Raw genomic sequence first — 18,454 nt, 5'->3', positions numbered from 1 at the left:
CCTCTGTCGTTGGACCGCCAGCAGCGGGGTCCTAGGCCTCCGGTGCCATCTCCGGCTGGTGGAGCTCAGCCGACCCGTCCTTGCGGATGAAGTAGGCGTCGATGTTCGTCGCGCGCAGCGTCACCTCGGAGCCGGCCACCAGTTCCCGGTAGCGCAGCAGGTCCGGCAGCCCGATGGCGACGGTGTCGAACGGGTGCGTCTGGCGCAGCATCAACGACCTGCGCAACGCCTCGCTGAACGCCCAGCGGGGTGCGTCGTCGTCTCCGGGGACTTCTACCAGCGCGCCTTCGAGGTGACGTTCGAGCGCGGCTCGCACGTGGTCCGCCGTGCCCCACGACGCGATGTCCGTGACAGTCATGTGTCACGTATCGGGATGAATCGCGGGATCATTAGCCGTTGGGATGTTTCGATCAGGTCATGTTCCTGTGTCCCGCGATCCTCAGCGCGTGCGTCCCTCACTGGTGCAGAGCGATCTCCGCGAACTCCTGCACCCGCGTGACCGTGATGCCCTCGCGCTGCTCCACGGCGAGCGGGTGATCGGTGGGCTCGACCTCGACCAACGGCCTCACCCCGACCTCCTGCGTGTGCAGGTTGATCTTGAGGTTGAGCGTCGTGAGCTCGTAGCCAGGCAGGATCGTCGACAGCCAGCCGAAGTAGGGCGGCTCGTTCACACGGGCGGGGTCCTCGAACACGTCGATCATGCGGCCGAAGTTCGCCGGCGAGATCGACACCCACACTCCCCACTCGAAGCCCTCGTCAGCGTCGCGCACCGGCAGAACGATGCGGCCACGCACGAAGAAGTGCTCGTTCTCGATCACGCACTGCTCCCCGTCGAGGAAGCTGCCCGGCTTTTCGGCGACGTCCGGCGACCAGTACACGGGCGCGGCCATCGAGTAACCGAGCGGAAGGCCTTCGTGCACCTCACCGCAGCACGAACAGGTGAACCCCGGAGCAATCACGGCAGCCAGCTTAGAGTCACCGGCCTGCCCCGCTTGCTCCGCGGCGCTCAGACCTGACGGATCGGCACGACCTCCACGAGCCGCCCGACGTCCTTGAAGTCCTTGACGTTCATCGTCAGCACCGGCAGGCTCGCGACCGCCGCCGTGGCCGCGATCTGCAGGTCCATCCGCCTCGGGCGCGGGCTTCGGCCGGCGCGCCGCACCAGCGAGGCCATCTGCCCGTAGACCTTGGCCTCCTCGACACCGAACGGCAGCACCTCGAACGTCTGCAGCGCCGCGTAATACCGTTCCGTGCGCGCGAACCGCTCGACCGGGTCCTCGGTGTCGAGCCCGAACGCGAGCTCCGCGATCGTCACGGCGCTCAGGAACGGCTGGGCGTTCACGTACTCACCCAGGTTCGCCCGCTCGAGCCTGATCAGCACACAGGTGTCGAGCAGACAGCTCAGCTCTGCCACGGGTCGTCCAGCGGGTCGTCCGCGCCGAACACCTCGTCGGCCGCGCGGCGGTCGGCCTCCCACCGGTCCGCGTCGACCGACGGCAGGGTGCCGAACAGCACCTGGACGTCACCCAGGGGCGGACGCGTCACGGCGTCCTCCCGGTACGGCAGGAGCTGGGCGACGGGCTTGTTGTTGCGGGTGACGACGAAGCTCTCACCCGCCTCGACGCGCCGCATGATCTCCGCGTTGTCGTTGCGGAGCTCACGCTGGCCGATGGCTTTGAGCTGCTGCATGCCCACCACTGTAGCGCAAAACGCAGAAAAGTGCTACGGAGTAGCGACACCGGGCCAGCGGCTGTGGCTGAGCCGCCGATCGATCGAAACCGAGTATTTGCGGCACGGTCCGGGTCAACTAGCCTCCTCAGATATGAGAACGATTCGCGTCTTGGCTCCCCTGCTCCTGGCCGCGAGTCTCGTGGCTCCCGTGCAAGCGCACGCGGAGGAGGCGGCCTGGACCGGCCCCCTCAGCACGCGAGGCCGGTGGATCGTCGACGCACACGGCGACCGCTTCAAGCTCAAGTCCGGGAACTGGCACGGTGCGAGTGGCACCTACACCGGTTCCGGCGACATCAACGACCCCGCCAACCACCACTCCGGCGAGAAGGCCGACCAGGTCCCGCTCGGCCTCGACCGCGCGACCATGGCCACGATCATCAGTGGTTTCAAGGAGATCGGCGTCAACAGCATCAGGCTGCCGTTCTCCAACCAGATGCTCAAGGACACCAACCCCGTCCGCGGCCTGAAGGACACGCAGCTCAACGGAAAGCGGCCGCTGGAGGTCTACGACGCGGTCGTGGCCGAACTGACCCGCAACAACCTCGCCGTCATCCTCAACAACCACACCACGACCTCGCGGTGGTGCTGCGGTGTCGACGGCAACGAGCGGTGGAACACCAGCCAGAGCACCGACCAGTGGATCAACGACTGGGCGTTCATGGCCGGCCGTTACCAGGCGAACAAGCGCGTGGTCGGCGCGGATCTCTACAACGAGGTGCGCCGCAACGTCTGGGACGACCCGAACTGGGGCTGGGGCAACGACCACGACTGGCACAAGGCCTCCCAGCAGGCCGCCGACCGCCTCCAGCAGACCGCGCCCGACCTGCTCGTCATCGTCGAGGGCATCAACTGGACCGGCATCCCCGTCGACGGCTTCGCGCACGGCCGGCCGACGCTGGAGCCGGCGCGCTTCCTCAGTCACACGCTCGCCAACCCCGCCAAGCTCGTCTACTCGGCCCACTTCTACGGCTACACCGGGCCGAACCACAGCGGTGCCACCGGAATCGGCGAGACGACCGACCCCCGTTACCAGGACCTCTCGCCGCAGGAGCACATCAACGTCCTGCAGCGCCAGGCCTTCTTCATCACCGAGGCGCAGAAGCACTTCACCGCGCCGCTGTGGATCAGCGAGTTCGGCGTCGGCGGCCGCGGGGAGAACAACCCCAAGGCGCGCGACTGGTTCGAGCGGTTCGTGAACCAGCTGATCGCCAACGACACCGACTTCGCCTACTGGCCGCTGGTCGGCTTCCACACCGACCGGGGCGGCAACGGATGGGCGTTGCTGCACTGGGACGCGGCCGGCAACCGCATGGGCGTCAACGACGGTGACGACTGGCGGGCCGGCGCGTGGAACCGCCTCGTCACCGCGCCGAGCCGCACCGGGCAGGTCCCGCAGGAGACGCGGTGGAACCAGCTCCTCAAGGAATCCTGCCCGCAGAACGAGAAGCTGGTCGGCATCAGCCACACCGGCAACCGCGGCCTGTGCGTCAGTGGTCCACAATGGAGCGGCACGACCAGGGTCACCAACGAGCAGCACGTGACCAACGACTGGGCGTCCGGCTACACGAAGCTCCAGTGCCCCAACAACAACGCGGCCGTCGGCTACGCGAACTTCACGCTGGTCTGCGCTCCGGTCGCGACCGGCTCCACCAGCCGCGTCGTCTGGTTCGACCGCGGCGACAACCGGCCGGACCAGGGCGGCGACTGGGCCAACGGGCACTACAAGGGCCAGTGCGCGCAGAACGAGCACATCGCCGGCGTCGCCTACAACTGGCGCAGGACCCCGGACGCGTTGCTCTGCCGGAAGTGAAGTCCTAGGTGTTCCAGGAACGCGGCCGCGGGATCTTCGACATCCGTCGAGGTCTTGCGGCCGTTCTCCGTCACCACGACCTTCTTGTCCGTCACGGTGATCCGTCCCGCGGGCGACGCGAGCGACGCCATCGGCCCAGCGCGGAAGTGCGACTCCGGCGCGGTCTGGTGCCACCAGCAGGTCGGCACGAACTCGGCGAGGTCGCGCGGCCGGCGTTCGAGCCGGTAGGAGGGCTTGCCGTCCATCAGCACCTCCACGTCGTCACCCGAGTCCACGAGCCGGAACACGCCGAACGGATCGTGCTGGTCCTCGCGCGACTTCCAGTCGAGCGGGTGCAACGTGAACGCCCCGAACCCGACGTCGGCGATCCACGCACCGTCCACGAGCAGCGCCAGGTGGTCGAACGGCGGGCCGAGCCGCCGGTCCTCGCCCACCGTGCGCGCCGCGAGCAGGTCGACGCTGTACCCCAAGTGCCGCAACAACTCCGCGAACAGTCCGTTGAGCTCGTAGCAGAACCCGCCGCGCCGTTGCGTCACGATCTTGTCGTGGAGCCACGGGATCTCCAGCACGATCCGGGTGTCCATGTGCGTGTAGAGGTTCTCGAACGGGACGCTCAGCAGGTGCCGCTCGTGCAGCTCTGCCAACGACGACGTGCGAGAGGCACCGATGCGCTGTAGGTAGTCGTCCACCGTGCCACGATAACCGCATGGGCGAGGTCAGGATCGGCACTTCGGGGTGGGTTTACCCACCCTGGCGCGGCGTGTTCTACCCCAAGGGCGTCACGCAGAAGCGCGAACTGGCCTACCTGAGCGAGCAGCTCGGTTCGGTCGAGATCAACGGCTCCTTCTACTCGCTGCAACGCCCGTCCAGCTACCAGAAGTGGGCGGCCGACACACCGGACGACTTCGTGTTCTCGGTCAAGGGCAGCCGTTTCATCACGCACATGAAGCGCCTCAAGGACGGCAACGAGCTCCTCGCGAACTACCTCGCGTCCGGAGTCCTCGCCCTGGGCCCGAAACTCGGCCCGATCCTCTGGCAGCTGCCACCCACGCTGCGGTTCGACGCGGACCTGCTCACCGGCTTCTTCGAGGGCCTGCCCCGCACCACCACGGAGGCTGCCGAGGTCGCGAAGCGCCACGACCATCGCGTCGACCCCGCCCACACCACCACGGACGCCGAACGGCCGATGCGCTACGCCCTCGAAGTGCGCCACGACAGCTATAACACGCCGGAGTTCGTCGAGCTGCTCCGGCGCCACGACATCGCGCTGGTGGTCGCGGACGCGGCCGGCAAGTACCCGTTGATCGAGGAGGTGACGAGCGACTTCGTCTACGTGCGGCTGCACGGCCACGACGAGCTCTACGTCAGCGGCTACACCGACGAGGGCCTCGACCAGTGGGCGGAGAAGGTCCGCGCCTGGGCGAAGCAGGGCGACGTGTTCGTCTACTTCGACAACGACGCGAAGGCCTACGCGCCGCGCGACGCCAAGGCGCTGCAAGATCGTCTGGCCGATTGAGCCGAACGGACGCACACTCGTCCGGACGGAGGTGCGCCCATGTCGACGAAGAGCATCATCGCCGCCCTGGTGATCACTGCGGGCGCGGTCGCCTCCAGTGGGATCGCTGTCGCGCAGAGTGACAAGACCTGCGACAAGGGCGAGTTCTGCGTGTGGTCGGGCCCGGACTACACGGGAACCGCCCAGCGCCTCGACGTGGAATCGGCGAACCCCGGCGAGTGCATCACGCTCAACGTGACCGGCAGGTCCTTCGCCAACCGCCTGAGCAGGGACGCGACCGTCTACCAGCGCGAGAACTGCTCGACCGAGGCCGAGTTCACCACCTATCCGAAGCACGGCACCTACGTGCCGGACGCCTACTTCGTGATCAGGGGCCTCCAGGTGTGGGGTCCCTAACGACGGCGACCTACTTTAGTAACCCTATGTAACACCACTCGATCGTGTGAGTACTCGTCAGTAGGTCCCCTTTCGTGCCTAAGTTGCCGCCCTATCGAGTGGTGGCAGCTGGAGGAAATGTGACCGTGGCGGGTGAAGCCGGGTTACTCGAACTGATGGCCGGGCGACTGGCCAAAGACGATCTCACCCCACGTGCGGCAGAACTGGTGCTGGCGGCGTGCCGGGGGGAGGCGGCTCTGGAGCGCGCGCTCGCCGGTGTGCCCTCACGGCAAGAGGCCCCGCGAGAGCGGACGGACGGCCCTGGCCAGGAGATCTTCGTGTCGGAGATCCGGGTGCGCGGCTTCCGGGGCATCGGGCCCCAGGCACGCCTGCCGCTGGCACCGGGTCCAGGACTGACCGTCGTCACCGGACGCAACGGCTCGGGCAAGTCGAGCTTCGCCGAGGCCGCCGAACTGGCGCTGACCGGCTACAACTCGCGCTGGACCCGAGCACGGCACGACGTGTGGCGGCTGGGCTGGCGCAACCTGCACCAGCGGGACACCGCCGTCGAACTGGAGCTCGTCGAAGCCGCCAGGACGGACAGGACGACGATCCGAAGGCAGTGGGCGCCGCAGGACAACCTGGCGCAGGGCGAGTGGACGCAGGACGACAGGCCGTTCGACGACAGCAAGTGGCGCGAGGCGCTGGAGACCTACCGGCCGTTCCTGCCCTACAGCGAGCTGGGGACCGTTCTCGACGCACAACCCGAGGACCTCTACGAGGCGATGCACCGCCTCTTGGGCCTGGAAGCGATCACCGAAGCGCAACAAGCGCTCGCCGAGCACCGCAAACGTCTCGCCGAGATCGTCGCCCGCCCTCACGACCGACGGGAACGCGTGCGCACGGAGCTGCTGGCGTCCCAGGACGAACGCGCCCGCCACGCCGCCGCACTGCTCGGCAGCGACTCCCCCGACCTCGACGCCATCGCGGATCTCGCGCTCGGCGCGGACGTCGGCACCGGCACGAACCTGCTGCACCAGATCATGGACGTGACGCTGCCTCCCGACGACGAGATCGACCGGGTCCGCGAGACGCTCGACCTGGCGCTCGGCGCGGTCAGCGTGGTGGCCACGGCCAACGCGCAGGACTCGTTGCGGTGCAGCGAGATCCTGCGGCTCGCGATCCAGCTGCAGGAGTCGGGCGGCAGCCATACGTGCCCGGTGTGCGATCTCGGCAGGCTCGACGGGATGTGGCTCGGCAAGGCCAAGGAACGCGCAGAGCATCTCGCCAGGGCCGCCGCCGAACTGCATGAGGCCGCCGACCGCCTGGACGTGGCCGTCGCGGCCACGCGGGCGTTGTGCCTGCCGGTGCCCGAGGTGCTGGCCGAGGCGCAGGGCGTGCTCGACACGACGATCGCGCTGCAGGCCTGGCACGCGTGGGAGGCCTGCGTCTCGATCGACGACCCGGTGCGGCTGCGCCAGGAGTTGTTCGGCCGGTATGCGGAGCTCGTCGGGGCCGTGGACCAGCTGAAGACCGTGGCGCGCGAGCAGATCGACCGGCGTGACCTGGTGTGGCGGCCGATGGCGATCGCGTTGTTCGAGTGGCATTCGCAGGCGCAGCAAGCGCTTGCGGACGCCGAGGTGCTCGCCGGCGTGACGGAGGCGGAGAACTGGATCCGGAAGACCGCGGCCACACTGCGGTCCGAGCGGATCGCGCCGTTCGCCAAGGAGTCGCAGCGAATCTGGCAGCGGTTGCGCCAGCAGAGCAACGTCGACCTCGGCGCGGTGCGGCTCGGCGGCACCCGCAACGTCGAGCTGGACGTGTCGGTCGACGGCGTCTCGAACTCGGCGCTCGCGGTGATGAGCCAGGGCGAACTGCACTCGCTGGGGCTCGCGCTGTTCCTGCCGCGCGCTCTGGTGGACGAGAGCCCGTTCCGGTTCGTGATGATCGACGACCCGGTGCAGGCGATGGACCCGTCCAAGGTGGACGGTCTCGCGCAGGTGCTCGCCGACGTCGGGCTGACCCGCCAGGTCGTGGTCTTCACGCACGACGAACGGCTGGTGGAGGCGTTGCGGCGGCTGCGGCTGCCGGCGACGGTCTGGGAGGTCTGCCGCGGCGAGGACTCCGTCGTGCAGGTGCGGATGTCCGACGACCCGGTCGGCCGCTGCCTGGGCGACGCCCGCGCGATGCGGGTCGACGAGGACCTGCCCGACGCGTTGCGGGCCGAGCTCGTGGCGTCGTGCTGCCGGGCCGCGCTGGAAGCGGCGTCGCACGCCCGGTTCCGCCGCGAACGGCTCGGCCGCGGCGTACCGCACGCCGAGGTCGAGCGCCTGCTCGAATGCGCGCTGACGACCAGGCAGAAGCTCGCGCTGGCCGTTCTCGACGACCTCGCGGAACCCGCGAAGCTGTTGCCGCACCTGGAGGAGGTCGTCGGATCGTGGGCGGTGGACCTGTTGCTGGCGTGCCGGGTCGGCGGCGAGAGCGGAGACCTGGACGTGCTGATCCGCGACACCGAGCTGCTCGCGGGGTGGCTGCAGCGATGAGCCTCCCGTCCGACGTCCAGGACCGGCTGACCTGCGTGGCGAACCTGCTGGCGCGCCCCGGCCAGCTCGACGGCGTGCGGATCCGTTGCTGTGCCGAGCTTCTGCGCACCGCGGTGGAACGGTCGGTGGCCCGCGCCTGCGGGGCCGGGAACACCGACCGGCCCGTGCACGCGTTGCTGATCAGTCTTCCGTCCCATGTGGACGCCGACGTGGCACACGACGCCTCCCAGCTGTGGCACGCGCTGAGCCGCGCGATCCGGCACCACGGCTACGAGCTGACCCCGACCGTCGCGGAACTGACCGGCTGGCACGCCGACACCGCCTCGGTCGCGGCCTCTCTCGGGCCGGCCCTGACCCTTTCCGGCAACATCGACCTCACCTGAGGGCACTGGTGAAACTGCTGCTGTTCGCGGACCTGCACCTGGACACGCGCTTTCCCAGCGCGGGCCCGGAGCGGCGTCGAGCGTTACGTGACACGCTGGGCCACATCGTCGACCTCGCCCAGGAATCCGGTGCGGACGCGATGCTCTGCGCCGGCGACCTGTACGAGCACGATCGCTGCTCCCCTTCGACGGCGGAGTTCCTGCGGTCGTCGTTCGACTGCCCGGTGCCGGTGTTCCTGGCCCCGGGCAACGACGACTGGTACGGGCCGCAGTCGGTCTACCAGCAGGTCGACTGGACGCCGAACGTGCACGTGTTCTCGTCGGAGTCGATGACACCCGTGGAACTCTCCGACGGCATCACGCTGTGGGGTGCCGCGAACGTCGGACCCGGCCCGGCGCGGGACGTCCTGGACGGGTTCGCGGTGAACCGGGGCGGCGTGAACCTGGCCCTGTGCCACGGTTCCGCGCCCGATGACGTCGCGATCACCGGCCTGGACCACGCGTTCCTCGGGCACGTGCACACCCCGGAGCACGCCACCGACTACACGTTCCCCGGCAACCCGGATCCGCTGACGCCGGGCGAGACCGGTGAGCGCGGAGCCGTTCTGTGCACGGTGCGCGAGGACGGTTCGGTGTCGCGCGAGGTGTTCGACGTGTCGGCGTCGCGGTCGCTCGGCTGGCTGGACTCCGAGAAGACGTTCCCGTTGCTGGACCTCGACACCGTTGCGGCGGAACGGACCGTGCGTGGTCAGTTCGTGCGCGACGTGCTCGCTGATCCTGCTTTGGACGTGGCACTGCGCGGCCGCGTGCTGTCGGCCGGCCTGCGCGCGTTGGAGGAACGATGAGGATCGAATCCGTTACCGCGCACGCGTTCGGGCCGTTGCACGACCGCACGTTGTCATTGGCGCCCGGACTCACCGTCGTGTCGGGCGTGAACGAGTCCGCGAAGTCGTCGTGGCACGCCGCGATCCGCGCGGCTTTGTGCGGCGATCCCTCAGCGCGGCACCGTCCGTGGCACGGCGAGTCCTGGCGGGTGGCGGCCACGGTGTCGCTGGAGTCGGGTGAGATCGTCGCGGTGGACCGTGATCTCAACGCCGACCTGGCGCCGGACGCCTCGCGCTGGGTCGGACTGGACCGCATGTCGTTCGCCGCGACCGCGTGCGTGGACCAGGCACAGCTGCTGACCGTGCTGGACGCGGCGGACGGCTTGCAGAACCACCTGCGCCGGGCGGCGGCCACCGCGGGCACGGACGGCACAGTGGAACAGGCGTTGCAACGTCTGACCACACCCGTGGACGCGCTGCGGGCCGCGCGGAACCGCTTGCGCGAGGCCGAAACCGACCTGGCCGCGGCTCGCCGTGAGCACACGCGCTACCTGGAACTGAGCGCGCAGGCCCGTTCGGCCGCCGCCGCTCGTGCCCGGCTGGCCGTTCAGGAGCACGCGGAGTCGCTCGCCTCGCTCTCCGCCAGGGTGGACCGGCTGGCCGAGTTGCAGGAGCGCTTCGGCGACTCGCCGCCGTCCGGGCTCGCCGCGCAGGAGGAACTGACCCACGTGGTCAACCGCGCGCTGGCCGCGTGGCGCGCCGCGCCGACCCCGCGCGTGCTGCCGGGCCCGTCCGCGGCGGCACTCGAGGCCGAACTCGCGGCCCTGCCCGACTTTCCCGTCGGCGAGACCGCTCTGGACGACGAACTCCGCGTCGTGGCCTCGGCCTACGCGACCGCGTCCGCCGTCGCCGCCGCGCACCACGAACGCCGGCCGTCACCGCCGACGAACGCTGAACCATCCGTGCTGCGCGGCATCGCCACGCGCCTGGACCCGGCCGCCGATGGCCGCCTGACCACAGCGTCGATCGACGTGCACAACGCCCGCCAGTACCAGGACGAGGCAGCCGCCGTCGCGGCCCGCACCCAGGTCGAGGCGGACGTCGCGGTGGCGCACGTGCAGGAGATCGCAGTGCCGAACCCGTTCCTGCGCAACGCTTTGCTGGCCCTGAGCTGCCTCACGAGCCTGGTGGGCCTGCTGCTGTTCCTGACCGGCCAGCAACTCGCCTCCTTCGGTGTCCTCGTCGCCGCCCTGGTGGCCGGTGTCGGTGGCGCGATGTCGCGCGGCAACGCCGGTGCACGCGAGACCGCCGTGACCTTCGCCGCCGAACGCGCGGCCACCGCCACCCAGGCGCGGAGCGTGTTGTTCAGCGCGGACCGCACCCTGGCCGAGGCCGAGGGCCAGCGCGCGGTGGCCGTGGAAGCCGCGCGCGTGCACGACGAGGCGGTGGCCGAGTGCGCGGCCCTGGGCCTGCCCGCGGACCGCGAAACGTTGTGGCGCCTGGCCAATCGCCCCGCCTGGGAGGCCGAACACGCCGACCTGGTGTCCGAGGTCGCCCGCACCGAGAAAGCCATCCGCGTGGAACTCGCCGCACGCGGCAAGGCCGACGCCGCGATGACCGTGCCGGACCTGCTGGTGGACTACGAGACCGACTGCAAGGTGCGCGCACGCCAGGCGTCGATGGCGGCCCAGCGCCCCCAGCTGTCCCAGACCCTGGCGGACCGCCGCCTCGCCGAGACCACCGTCGCCGAGGCGACCGCCGCGCACACCCGAGCCCTGGACCTGCTGCGCGAAGCCGTCACCGCGATCGGTGGCACCGGCGACCGCCCGGAGGACCTCCTGCGCGCGATCGCCGAGTGGCAACGCGGCTGGGACCGCCTGCTGCGCGAGGCCGAGGACGAACGCAACGCGTGGGCCGAACTCCAGGCCCTGATCGCCGGGGGCACCCTGGACGACCTGGAGACCACCCTCTCAGCGGCCCAGACCCACCACGCCACCCTGCTGGAAACAGCCGGCCGTTACGCCGCCTGCGACCCGGTGGACCCGGCCCTGGCCGACGCCGCGGACTCCCTCGCGGCCACCGTCGCCGAACTGGCTCGCTCCCTGCCCAGCGTCCCGGACGCGGAAGAAGCCATGCAGGCCGCCGCCTCGGCCCTCACCGAGGTGACCGCCGAGGTGGAAGCCATCGGCCTCGCTTCCCGCTACCTCACCGCGGCCCGCGAAAAGGTGCACAGCACCATCGCCCCGGCCCTGGAGAACACACTCCGAACGTGGCTGCCCACGGTGACCGACGGCCGTTACGTGGACGCCGCCGTGGACCCGTCGACCCTGACCGTGCGCGTGTGCGCGGCCTCGGAGTCGTGGCACCAGGCCTCACGCCTGTCCCTCGGCACCGCGGAACAGATCTACCTGCTGCTGCGCGTAGCCCTCGCCCAGCACCTCGCCACCGAATCCTGCCCACTGCTGCTGGACGACGTCACCGTGCAGGCAGACGACGCCCGCACGCGCGCCGTCCTGGACCTGCTGCTGCAGCTGTCCGCGGACCGGCAGATCGTCCTGTTCGCGCAGGACGCGGCGGTGGCCGAGTGGGCGCAGGAACGGCTGGGTGAGCGGGACGTGCTGCACCAACTCACTCCGGTGGCGGCATAACCCGCTGGTGCAGTCCTCACCTGACGTCCAGTTCCGGCGCTGTGCCGACGCATCGGTACACGACCAGCAGTTTCCCGGAAATGTCAGACCCCGTCGCTACCGTCGCCCCATGACCAACGCCGCCTTCCGCAAGCTCACCCCCACCGCCGGCGACAGGCTCGCCGACCTGGGCCTGCGCACCGCGATCCTGGACCGGGCGATCGCCGCCGGTATCGACGCGCGCGCCGCCTCGCCGCCGTTCGGGCCGACCAACGCGCCGGGCCTGCTCGACTGGATCCACCGGGTGGGCACGCTGCGGCAGTTGCTGGCGGCCGAGGGGTGGCAGCGCCTGGACCACTGGAACGCGGGGCTGATCCGGCACCCGTCGCGCCCGGTGCTGCTCGGCACGTTGCAGGGCAACAGGGGCACGGGTTCGCCGGAGGCACCGTTGCGCAGTGACTACGCGAAGGGGCCCGCCCTCGCGGCGATGATGCGGGACAACGACCACGACCAGTTCGCGCTGTTCGAGAACGTGCGCACCGAGGGGCTGAAGTTGTGGTTCCTGGTGACGTACCCGCTGCAGCTCGAAGACCGGCTCGTGGTGTTGCGCGAGGTGTCGCAGCCGGAGCCGACGCCGCAGAACCAGATCATCGAGCGGTGGGCACATCGGATTCCGTTGCCGCCGATGGAGTTCCCGCAGCTCAAGGCACCCAATGTGGACGGTCCGGAGGAGGTGGACTTCCCGATCGCCCTCCGCCGTTAGAACACTGGCCGGGCGACGCCGACGGCGACGTGGGTCAGTGCGGCGGCGCCTGCCAGCAGCACCAGGGTCAGCACGCCGAGCAGGATCGACCCGCCCGGGTGACGCAGCCGGTAGGTGGTGGCCAGGGCGAGCACCGCGCAGGGTGATCGGTGCCATCCACACCCCGTGCGGCCACCGGATCAGGCCGACGACCGACAGACCCAGGAACAGCAGGCCGAGCAGCCAGGCTCCGAACCAGGCGCTGCGCGCGAGCGAGTCCCGCAACAGGTCATGATCCTTCCGCACCACGTCCCCGAAGCTACGCCGAACAGCCGGGCCACGCTGATCCGGCCGGCGCACCAGGACCCGCCTGGCAGTCCGCCGCGCCACCGGCGACAATGACCGGATCATGCTCACGCCCTCGCGACTCACGCTCGCCCGCACCCGGCGCGGACTCACCGCAGCCGAGCTGGCGCGGAAGTCGGGCGTGCCGGCACGGGCCATCGGCGAGTACGAGCGCGGGCAGCGCAGGCCCAAGACCGCCGCCGTCGAATCGCTGGCGGGTGCGCTCGGTTTCCCGGCCGAGTTCCTGACGGCACCGGAACCGCCGCGGCCGCAGAACCCGCCGCGCGACGCGCAGGCGACGGCGGCGGCGCAGCTCGCGATCGAGTTCAACGGGTGGCTGGACCGGCTGTTCGTGCTCCCCCAGCCAGACCTGCCGCCGCCGCGCACCTCGCCGCAGGGCACGCGTGACGCGTGGCGGCTCGCCACCGGGCCGGCGCCGAACATGGTGCAGCTGCTCGAGTCCCACGGTGTTCGGGTGTTCTCGCTGCCGGTCGACTGCACCGGGCAGATGGCTTTTTCCTGCTGGCACAACGGAACGCCGTTCGTGTTCCTCACCCCGTCGGCGACGCCGGAGCAGGCCCGGTTCGACGCGGCCGTCCAGCTCGCCGTGCTCCTCGGGCACGACGAGCCGCACGAGTTCGCCGCCGAGTTCCTGATGCCCCAGCGACAACTGCCCGGCACCGACCACCGGCACTGGCACGTGGGCAGGGACCAGTTCACGAAGTGGGCGAACGTCCACAGCCTCGTGCAGGGCGGCATGACGCGCCGGGAGACCTCGAAGCTGCTCACGAAGGTGTTCAGGGTTCTCCGCGAGAACGGCACGACACCGTTGCACGTGGCCAAAGAACTGAACCTGGGCCTGGAAGAACTGAACGGACTGGTGTTCGGGCTCGTGCTGACCGCACTACCGGGTGGCGGAGAACCAGGGCCGAGAGGACGCGCACGCCTTACCCTGGTCCACTGATCCGACCTGGGGGCTGTACATGATGTTCTTGCGGTATCTCGTTGCCGTGCCGTTGATCCTGCTCAGCTACGCCGGCGTGCCGTTCGGGTACCTGACGCTGTCGTCGTACCTGCTCCAGCGGTCGCTGCCCGGCAAGCAGGACAAGTTCGACTTCGCAGCCGAGTTCGCGGAGAAGTTCACCGACCTCGACGGGTTCTGGCCTGTCCCGGTGGCACTGCTGCTCTTCGTGGTGCTCTGGTGGATGACAGCGGCGTGGACGCGCATCGCGTTGCTGCCGTCCGCGCCGGTCGCCTTCATGGGCCTTCTCGCCGGGACGGGCTGGGAGAAGTCCCTGCTGTCCGTGGCGACGCCATTGGTCGCTTGGGGGCTCGCGTGGCTCGCGGCGAAGGTCGTGTCGTGGCCGGTCACCGGCGACGTGCGGCGCTCGGCCGTCGAGGTCCTCATCGGACTGCGTGGCGAGGGGCGGCTGCGGGTGCAGTCGCGCAGGTTGCTGCTCGACAAGCTGCCGCCGCCCCGGCACAGGGAGTCGCCGGTCGGGCGGGTCGCGATCCGGTTCGACCGGATCAGCCACATCGAGGCGGGCTTCGTGACCTCGCCCGCGCAGTGGCGGTTCGGCAACACGAGCGAGCTCACGATCACGCCGGGTCCGGTGCTGCGGATCATCGGTGGCGGGCAGCAGTGGCTGCTGCCCGTCGACGATGTCGAGACGGCGATGCGGCTGGTCCTGGCACGGGCGAAGGCGCGCGCGAAGGCAGATCCGCGGCCACCCCTGGACAGCACGCGCTGGGCGAACGCGAAGAAGCTGTGGGACTTGGGCCGCTCACAGCCGATGCAGCCGAACCAGCAGAAAGTGAAGCACGGCATGCATCACGGGATGCTCGTGCTGAGTGTCCTCAAGGCGGCGATGGCGGGCTATGCGGTGTTCCGCGCGTTCACCGGCAGCTGGAGCTTCGTCTTCGGGGCTCTCATCTTCGGTGGCGTCTCCTACGGCTTCGCTCGCGGCTGGGCTTCCACTGGTGCCGCGTTGAGGCTCGCCGAGGAAAATCCTCACTCACCGTTGATGGACGATCCCGATCCGCGACAAAGCCCGGTCACTGGCTGGAGTCCCCAGCCCGTCATGCTAGGCCAAACGAGCGATATGTGAAACGCATCGCCCGGCATCCCCGACACTGAGAGTGACGGGAAGCCGAGTCGTGAGGATGCCCCATGACGATGCAGCAACGCACAGAACCCTCGCCTGCCGCCGTTTTGATCGCCGTAGCCGTGCTCGCGCTGGTTCTGACCGTTGCTTTCGGCCCACTGGGCTTCGTCCTCGGTCTCGCGCTGTTCGCGTTGATGTTCATCGGCACCAAGAACAACACGGCTGATCAGATCGTCCCGGCACGCACCCGTTCACGCCTTCGCCGCCTGTCGACAGCCGGACGCATCGCGATCGTCGGCGAAGCGCACCACCAGGACGCCATCGCGGAGGTGACCGGACTTTCGGCGCCCGACCCCAGGGACGACAGGTCCGTCCTGGCGACCGCGGTGCTCGTACCGGAGTCCGCCGGCCGTCACGACCACGCGGCGGTACGGGTCGACCTGCTGCGCGGCGACGGCACCGCGGTCGCCGCCGGCTACCTGCGCAGCGAGCAGGCTGCCGACTACCAGTCTCTTCTGCTCGACCTGGCCGAACGCGGTGAGGTCGGCTCGTGCCCGGCCCGCATCATCGGGAGCGGCCAGCGCTATGGCGTGCATCTGCACCTCGGCGCCCCGCGCTTGCTGCTGCTCGACTACGAGGCACTCGGCACGGCGCCGACGTTGCCGGCTGAACACCAGGTTGCCGTCATGGGCGAGCCCGCCCACCAGTACGTGCTGCATCGTGTGGTCAACGGCCGCACTCCCGTGCATGTCATCGCCGAACTCCGCGACTGCAGAATTGTCAAGGGGTCTCACACCGGTGAACACACGCTGGAGGTACTCCTCGAAGGCGAGTGCATCGGCCAGCTCACCTATGCGATGGGCCTTCGCTACTGCGACATGACCCAGGAGTGGCGCGCCCGCACGGGACGCGCTCTCTGCGAAGCCGTCATCACCAACGAGGGCACGCGTGGACTTCAGGCGAACTTGCTGCTGCCCAAGTAGTCGTCGAACGTCCTCGGCTCACGGCCGAGAACCCGCTGCACGCCGTCGGACAAATGCGCCTCTTCTCCCGTGCGGATGCGCACGAGCAGCATCGTGACCAGGTCCGCGATCTCGTCCGGGTAGCCGAGCCCGCGCATCGCGGCCGCGAACGCCTCCGGCGCGATGTCCGCGTACAGCACGGGGTTGCCGGTCACCGCGGCGATCCGCGCCAGCATCTCGGCGAACGACAACGCCTCGGGCCCGCTGAGTTCGTAGGTCTGCCCGTGGTGACCGGGCTGCGTCAGTGCGACGACCGCGACCTCGGCGATGTCCACCACGTCGATGAACGGGTGGACGCCCTGACCGGCGGGCACAGCGAGCTCGCCCTGCTGGACGGGCCCGGCGAACATGTCCTCGTCGAAGTTCTGCATGAACCACGTGGGCCGCAGGATCGTCCACTCCGCACCCGACTCCTTGATCGCCGACTCGAACGGGTCGTCGCCGGGAGCGCCGCGCATCGACAGCAGCACCAGCCGGGTGACGCCGGCCTTCACTGCGACGTGCACGAAGTCGGCCAGCAGAAAGGGGTTCTCCGGCGGCACGACGTAGACGGCGGTGGTGCCCTCGACTGCGGGTTTCCAGGTGTCCGGGGCGGACCAGTCGAACTTCGTCGACGCTGACCGCGACGCCGGACGTGCGGCGGAGCCGAGGAGGTCGGTGACGCGGCGGCCGGTCTTGCCGGTGGCACCGAGCACGAGAATGGACGAGGCGTTGATTCCGCTCAATGTTGACATGACTTGAGCTAATCAACGTTGACGCGGACGATCCATGCTTGAACGGCCGCCATCCTTGCTCGTTCGTCCACGTGGTACTTAGTGGGTCATGAGTCAGCGTGATCTCGTGGACCTGAGGGACGCCCTGCGCGCGTTCGCCGCTGCCCGCGACTGGGACAGCTACCACACGCCCAAGAACCTGGTGATGGCCTTGTCCGCGGAGGTCGGCGAGCTCACCGACCTCTTCCAGTGGCTGACGCCCGAAGAGGCACAGGACGCGATGAAGGACCCGGAACTCGCCTGGAACGTCCGCGACGAGCTCGCGGACGTGATGCACTACCTGACCAGGCTGGCGGACAAGCTCGGTGTCGACCTCGTCGAGACCGCGTTCGCCAAGATCGATCGCAACGAGCGGCGGTTCCCGTCCGGGAGCCTGATCCCTGTACCAGTCGAGAAGGGTGAGCAGTGAGTCTCCAGAACGTGCACGTCCTGCATGTGCACCAGAAGGTCACGTTCATGGTCAACCGGTACGAGGTGTTCGTCGACGACAACGGTGCACCGGGCCAACTGGTCGGCTTCGCCGAGCAGAAGAGGCTCAAGATCAAGGAGCGGGTCACGATCTACACCGACTCGTCGAAGAGCCAGGTGCTGTTCGAGTTCAACGCGCGCAAGGTGCTCGACCTGGGCGGCGGCTACGACGTGACGGACGGGCAGGGCAGGTCGATCGGGTTGTTCCGCAAGAACTTCGCGAAGTCGCTGCTGCGCTCCACCTGGCACCTGGAGCAGCACGGCTGGGGTCAGGCGACGGGAGCGGAGCGGAACAAGTTCCTCGCGGGCTTTCGCCGGCTGTGGCAGTGGATCCCGGTGATCGGAGATGCGCCGTTCCCCATGCGGTATCACTTTGACTTCGTCACGGAGAACGGCACGCCCGTGTTCAGCGTCGACAAGAAGACCTGGCTTCGCGACCATTACCTGGTCTCGATCCAGGATCCTGGCGTCGACCGCCGGCTCGTGATCGCTCAGGCCGTGGCGCTCGACGCGCTGCAGTCCCGCTAGGACTAGAGGTAAGTCAGCAGGAGGAGGATCAGGCACACCAGCAGCACGACGCCGAGCACTGCGGGCAGGATCGACTGCGAGGACGGCGCGGGCTCGCGGGCGTGCCTGCCCCGCCTCCTGCGCGCTCGCCACCGCAAAGGTGCCTCCCCTACCCACTGCTCGTTCATGACGATCACGGTAGGGAGGTACAACCCGAGCTTGACCCACGTCACCCGCTCGCCGGGGTCCCATCACCCGGACAGCCGCTCAATGAACACAGGCCACACATGCACGCGGACATGAAAAAGCCCTGCGGGGAGCGCTTGTGGCGCTCGACCCGCAGGGCAAATTAAGTTCGGCGGCGACCTACTCTCCCACACCGTAACCAGTGCAGTACCATCGGCGCAGAAGGGCTTAACTACCGGGTTCGGAATGGGACCGGGTGTTTCCCCAACGCTATAACCACCGAAACACTATGGAATTCAACCTGAACCCCGAACCAGCAGAAAACAACCTGCCAGCGGGTTCGATCGGTCCTGGTTGTTCTTCCAGAACCGCACAGTGGATGCGTAGCGTCTTTGTAACAAGTCCTCGGCCTATTAGTACCAGTCAGCTCCAACCGTTACCGGTCTTCCACCTCTGGCCTATCAACCCAGTGGTCTAGCTGGGGGCCTTAACTCACG

General features: G+C 69.0%; 21 protein-coding genes and 2 rRNA genes. 13 read left to right on the top strand and 10 right to left on the bottom strand.

The window, feature by feature from the left end; all coding sequences use genetic code 11:
* Nucleotides 1-31: 31 nt before the first annotated feature.
* The 4 genes from BLR21_RS35550 to BLR21_RS35535 all read right to left on the bottom strand — a co-directional run bounded on the left by BLR21_RS35550 (nucleotide 32) and on the right by BLR21_RS35535 (nucleotide 1,689).
* A complete protein-coding gene (locus tag BLR21_RS35550; protein ID WP_090013394.1) occupies nucleotides 32-358 on the bottom strand; it encodes a hypothetical protein in 327 nt (108 codons plus the stop codon).
* 97 nt (nucleotides 359-455) lie between these two features.
* Entirely contained in the window at nucleotides 456-959 is a 504-nt protein-coding gene (locus BLR21_RS35545) for a DUF2199 domain-containing protein (protein ID WP_090013391.1), read from the bottom strand.
* Between the two features lie 47 nt (nucleotides 960-1,006).
* A complete protein-coding gene (locus tag BLR21_RS35540) occupies nucleotides 1,007-1,414 on the bottom strand; it encodes a type II toxin-antitoxin system VapC family toxin (RefSeq protein WP_256335143.1) in 408 nt (135 codons plus the stop codon).
* Nucleotides 1,402-1,689, bottom strand: coding sequence for a type II toxin-antitoxin system Phd/YefM family antitoxin (locus BLR21_RS35535; RefSeq protein WP_090013389.1), 288 nt, complete (start codon nucleotides 1,687-1,689; stop codon nucleotides 1,402-1,404). Before BLR21_RS35535 ends, BLR21_RS35540 begins: the two co-directional genes overlap by 13 nt.
* A 133-nt stretch (nucleotides 1,690-1,822) precedes the next feature.
* Here BLR21_RS35535 and BLR21_RS35530 point away from each other — a divergent pair, with 133 nt between their 5' ends.
* On the top strand, nucleotides 1,823-3,541 hold the full coding sequence (locus tag BLR21_RS35530; RefSeq protein WP_090013386.1) for a glycoside hydrolase family 5 protein: 1,719 nt from the start codon (nucleotides 1,823-1,825) through the stop codon (nucleotides 3,539-3,541).
* Here BLR21_RS35530 and BLR21_RS35525 read toward each other — a convergent pair.
* Entirely contained in the window at nucleotides 3,496-4,230 is a 735-nt protein-coding gene (locus tag BLR21_RS35525) for an arylamine N-acetyltransferase family protein (protein WP_090013384.1), read from the bottom strand. The two genes, BLR21_RS35530 and BLR21_RS35525, sit on opposite strands and share 46 nt — an antisense overlap.
* A 17-nt stretch (nucleotides 4,231-4,247) precedes the next feature.
* Between BLR21_RS35525 and BLR21_RS35520 the strand changes: the two genes are divergently transcribed.
* The 7 genes from BLR21_RS35520 to BLR21_RS35490 all read left to right on the top strand — a co-directional run bounded on the left by BLR21_RS35520 (nucleotide 4,248) and on the right by BLR21_RS35490 (nucleotide 12,572).
* Nucleotides 4,248-5,057 (top strand): DUF72 domain-containing protein, encoded by an 810-nt coding sequence (locus BLR21_RS35520; protein ID WP_090013381.1) that lies wholly within the window; start codon nucleotides 4,248-4,250, stop codon nucleotides 5,055-5,057.
* A 39-nt stretch (nucleotides 5,058-5,096) separates the two neighbouring features.
* Nucleotides 5,097-5,453, top strand: coding sequence for a peptidase inhibitor family I36 protein (locus BLR21_RS35515; protein ID WP_090013378.1), 357 nt, complete (start codon nucleotides 5,097-5,099; stop codon nucleotides 5,451-5,453).
* 119 nt (nucleotides 5,454-5,572) lie between these two features.
* Nucleotides 5,573-7,975, top strand: a complete 2,403-nt coding sequence (locus BLR21_RS35510; RefSeq protein WP_090013376.1) for an AAA family ATPase — start codon at nucleotides 5,573-5,575, stop codon at nucleotides 7,973-7,975.
* The gene (locus BLR21_RS35505; protein WP_090013373.1) at nucleotides 7,972-8,358 is read left to right on the top strand and encodes a hypothetical protein; all 387 of its coding nucleotides are present in this window, start codon (nucleotides 7,972-7,974) and stop codon (nucleotides 8,356-8,358) included. Before BLR21_RS35510 ends, BLR21_RS35505 begins: the two co-directional genes overlap by 4 nt.
* Nucleotides 8,359-8,366: 8 nt before the next feature.
* Complete coding sequence (locus tag BLR21_RS35500) at nucleotides 8,367-9,203, top strand: metallophosphoesterase family protein (protein ID WP_090013370.1); 837 nt, start codon at nucleotides 8,367-8,369, stop codon at nucleotides 9,201-9,203.
* The gene (locus BLR21_RS35495) at nucleotides 9,200-11,830 is read left to right on the top strand and encodes an AAA family ATPase (protein WP_090013368.1); all 2,631 of its coding nucleotides are present in this window, start codon (nucleotides 9,200-9,202) and stop codon (nucleotides 11,828-11,830) included. The genes BLR21_RS35500 and BLR21_RS35495 overlap by 4 nt, the downstream gene beginning before the upstream one ends.
* A 109-nt stretch (nucleotides 11,831-11,939) precedes the next feature.
* On the top strand, nucleotides 11,940-12,572 hold the full coding sequence (locus BLR21_RS35490) for a hypothetical protein (protein ID WP_030479927.1): 633 nt from the start codon (nucleotides 11,940-11,942) through the stop codon (nucleotides 12,570-12,572).
* Here BLR21_RS35490 and BLR21_RS42900 read toward each other — a convergent pair.
* A complete protein-coding gene (locus tag BLR21_RS42900) occupies nucleotides 12,569-12,706 on the bottom strand; it encodes a hypothetical protein (protein ID WP_176929937.1) in 138 nt (45 codons plus the stop codon). The two genes, BLR21_RS35490 and BLR21_RS42900, sit on opposite strands and share 4 nt — an antisense overlap.
* A gap of 254 nt (nucleotides 12,707-12,960) precedes the next feature.
* Here BLR21_RS42900 and BLR21_RS35485 point away from each other — a divergent pair, with 254 nt between their 5' ends.
* From BLR21_RS35485 to BLR21_RS35475, 3 genes are all read left to right on the top strand, one after another.
* Nucleotides 12,961-13,860 (top strand): helix-turn-helix domain-containing protein, encoded by a 900-nt coding sequence (locus BLR21_RS35485; protein WP_090013367.1) that lies wholly within the window; start codon nucleotides 12,961-12,963, stop codon nucleotides 13,858-13,860.
* A gap of 28 nt (nucleotides 13,861-13,888) precedes the next feature.
* Nucleotides 13,889-15,004 carry a hypothetical protein gene (locus BLR21_RS35480; RefSeq protein WP_143028023.1) on the top strand — a complete coding sequence of 372 codons (1,116 nt, stop codon included), beginning with the start codon at nucleotides 13,889-13,891 and terminating at the stop codon, nucleotides 15,002-15,004.
* Between the two features lie 62 nt (nucleotides 15,005-15,066).
* The gene (locus BLR21_RS35475; protein WP_090013365.1) at nucleotides 15,067-15,984 is read left to right on the top strand and encodes a hypothetical protein; all 918 of its coding nucleotides are present in this window, start codon (nucleotides 15,067-15,069) and stop codon (nucleotides 15,982-15,984) included.
* Here the strand turns inward: BLR21_RS35475 and BLR21_RS35470 are convergent.
* Nucleotides 15,957-16,757: an NmrA family NAD(P)-binding protein gene (locus tag BLR21_RS35470; protein WP_090013363.1), complete on the bottom strand. Its 801-nt coding sequence runs from the start codon at nucleotides 16,755-16,757 to the stop codon at nucleotides 15,957-15,959. The genes BLR21_RS35475 and BLR21_RS35470 overlap by 28 nt on opposite strands.
* A gap of 88 nt (nucleotides 16,758-16,845) precedes the next feature.
* Here BLR21_RS35470 and BLR21_RS35465 point away from each other — a divergent pair, with 88 nt between their 5' ends.
* On the top strand, nucleotides 16,846-17,205 hold the full coding sequence (locus BLR21_RS35465; RefSeq protein ID WP_090013361.1) for a nucleotide pyrophosphohydrolase: 360 nt from the start codon (nucleotides 16,846-16,848) through the stop codon (nucleotides 17,203-17,205).
* Nucleotides 17,202-17,792 (top strand): LURP-one-related family protein, encoded by a 591-nt coding sequence (locus BLR21_RS35460; RefSeq protein WP_090013359.1) that lies wholly within the window; start codon nucleotides 17,202-17,204, stop codon nucleotides 17,790-17,792. Before BLR21_RS35465 ends, BLR21_RS35460 begins: the two co-directional genes overlap by 4 nt.
* 2 nt (nucleotides 17,793-17,794) lie before the next feature.
* On the opposite strand, the gene BLR21_RS42895 is transcribed toward BLR21_RS35460, so the two are convergent.
* From BLR21_RS42895 to BLR21_RS35445, 3 genes are all read right to left on the bottom strand, one after another.
* On the bottom strand, nucleotides 17,795-17,959 hold the full coding sequence (locus BLR21_RS42895; RefSeq protein ID WP_157513017.1) for a hypothetical protein: 165 nt from the start codon (nucleotides 17,957-17,959) through the stop codon (nucleotides 17,795-17,797).
* 165 nt (nucleotides 17,960-18,124) lie between these two features.
* Nucleotides 18,125-18,241: ribosomal RNA gene (gene rrf, locus BLR21_RS35450) — 5S ribosomal RNA — on the bottom strand.
* Nucleotides 18,242-18,350: 109 nt separating this feature from the next.
* Nucleotides 18,351-18,454: ribosomal RNA gene (locus BLR21_RS35445) — 23S ribosomal RNA — on the bottom strand; the annotation flags it as partial.

Origin of the sequence: Lentzea albidocapillata subsp. violacea, assembly GCF_900100275.1 — a bacterium.
Classification (GTDB): domain Bacteria; phylum Actinomycetota; class Actinomycetes; order Mycobacteriales; family Pseudonocardiaceae; genus Lentzea; species Lentzea violacea.
Note: the sequence above shows the minus strand (reverse complement) of the source record. Positions and strands in the feature narration are given on the sequence as shown.

Bases quoted from the DNA above. Each gene is read 5' to 3' on its own strand.
- BLR21_RS35550 (WP_090013394.1), bottom strand. From the start codon at position 358: ATGACTGTCACGGACATCGCGTCGTGGGGCACGGCGGACCACGTGCGA.
- BLR21_RS35535 (WP_090013389.1), bottom strand. From the start codon at position 1,689: ATGCAGCAGCTCAAAGCCATCGGCCAGCGTGAGCTCCGCAACGACAAC.
- BLR21_RS35530 (WP_090013386.1), top strand. From the start codon at position 1,823: ATGAGAACGATTCGCGTCTTGGCTCCCCTGCTCCTGGCCGCGAGTCTC.
- BLR21_RS35520 (WP_090013381.1), top strand. From the start codon at position 4,248: ATGGGCGAGGTCAGGATCGGCACTTCGGGGTGGGTTTACCCACCCTGG.
- BLR21_RS35515 (WP_090013378.1), top strand. From the start codon at position 5,097: ATGTCGACGAAGAGCATCATCGCCGCCCTGGTGATCACTGCGGGCGCG.
- BLR21_RS35505 (WP_090013373.1), top strand. From the start codon at position 7,972: ATGAGCCTCCCGTCCGACGTCCAGGACCGGCTGACCTGCGTGGCGAAC.
- BLR21_RS35495 (WP_090013368.1), top strand. From the start codon at position 9,200: ATGAGGATCGAATCCGTTACCGCGCACGCGTTCGGGCCGTTGCACGAC.
- BLR21_RS35490 (WP_030479927.1), top strand. From the start codon at position 11,940: ATGACCAACGCCGCCTTCCGCAAGCTCACCCCCACCGCCGGCGACAGG.
- BLR21_RS35485 (WP_090013367.1), top strand. From the start codon at position 12,961: ATGCTCACGCCCTCGCGACTCACGCTCGCCCGCACCCGGCGCGGACTC.
- BLR21_RS35475 (WP_090013365.1), top strand. From the start codon at position 15,067: ATGACGATGCAGCAACGCACAGAACCCTCGCCTGCCGCCGTTTTGATC.
- BLR21_RS35470 (WP_090013363.1), bottom strand. From the start codon at position 16,757: ATGTCAACATTGAGCGGAATCAACGCCTCGTCCATTCTCGTGCTCGGT.
- BLR21_RS35465 (WP_090013361.1), top strand. From the start codon at position 16,846: ATGAGTCAGCGTGATCTCGTGGACCTGAGGGACGCCCTGCGCGCGTTC.
- BLR21_RS42895 (WP_157513017.1), bottom strand. From the start codon at position 17,959: ATGAACGAGCAGTGGGTAGGGGAGGCACCTTTGCGGTGGCGAGCGCGC.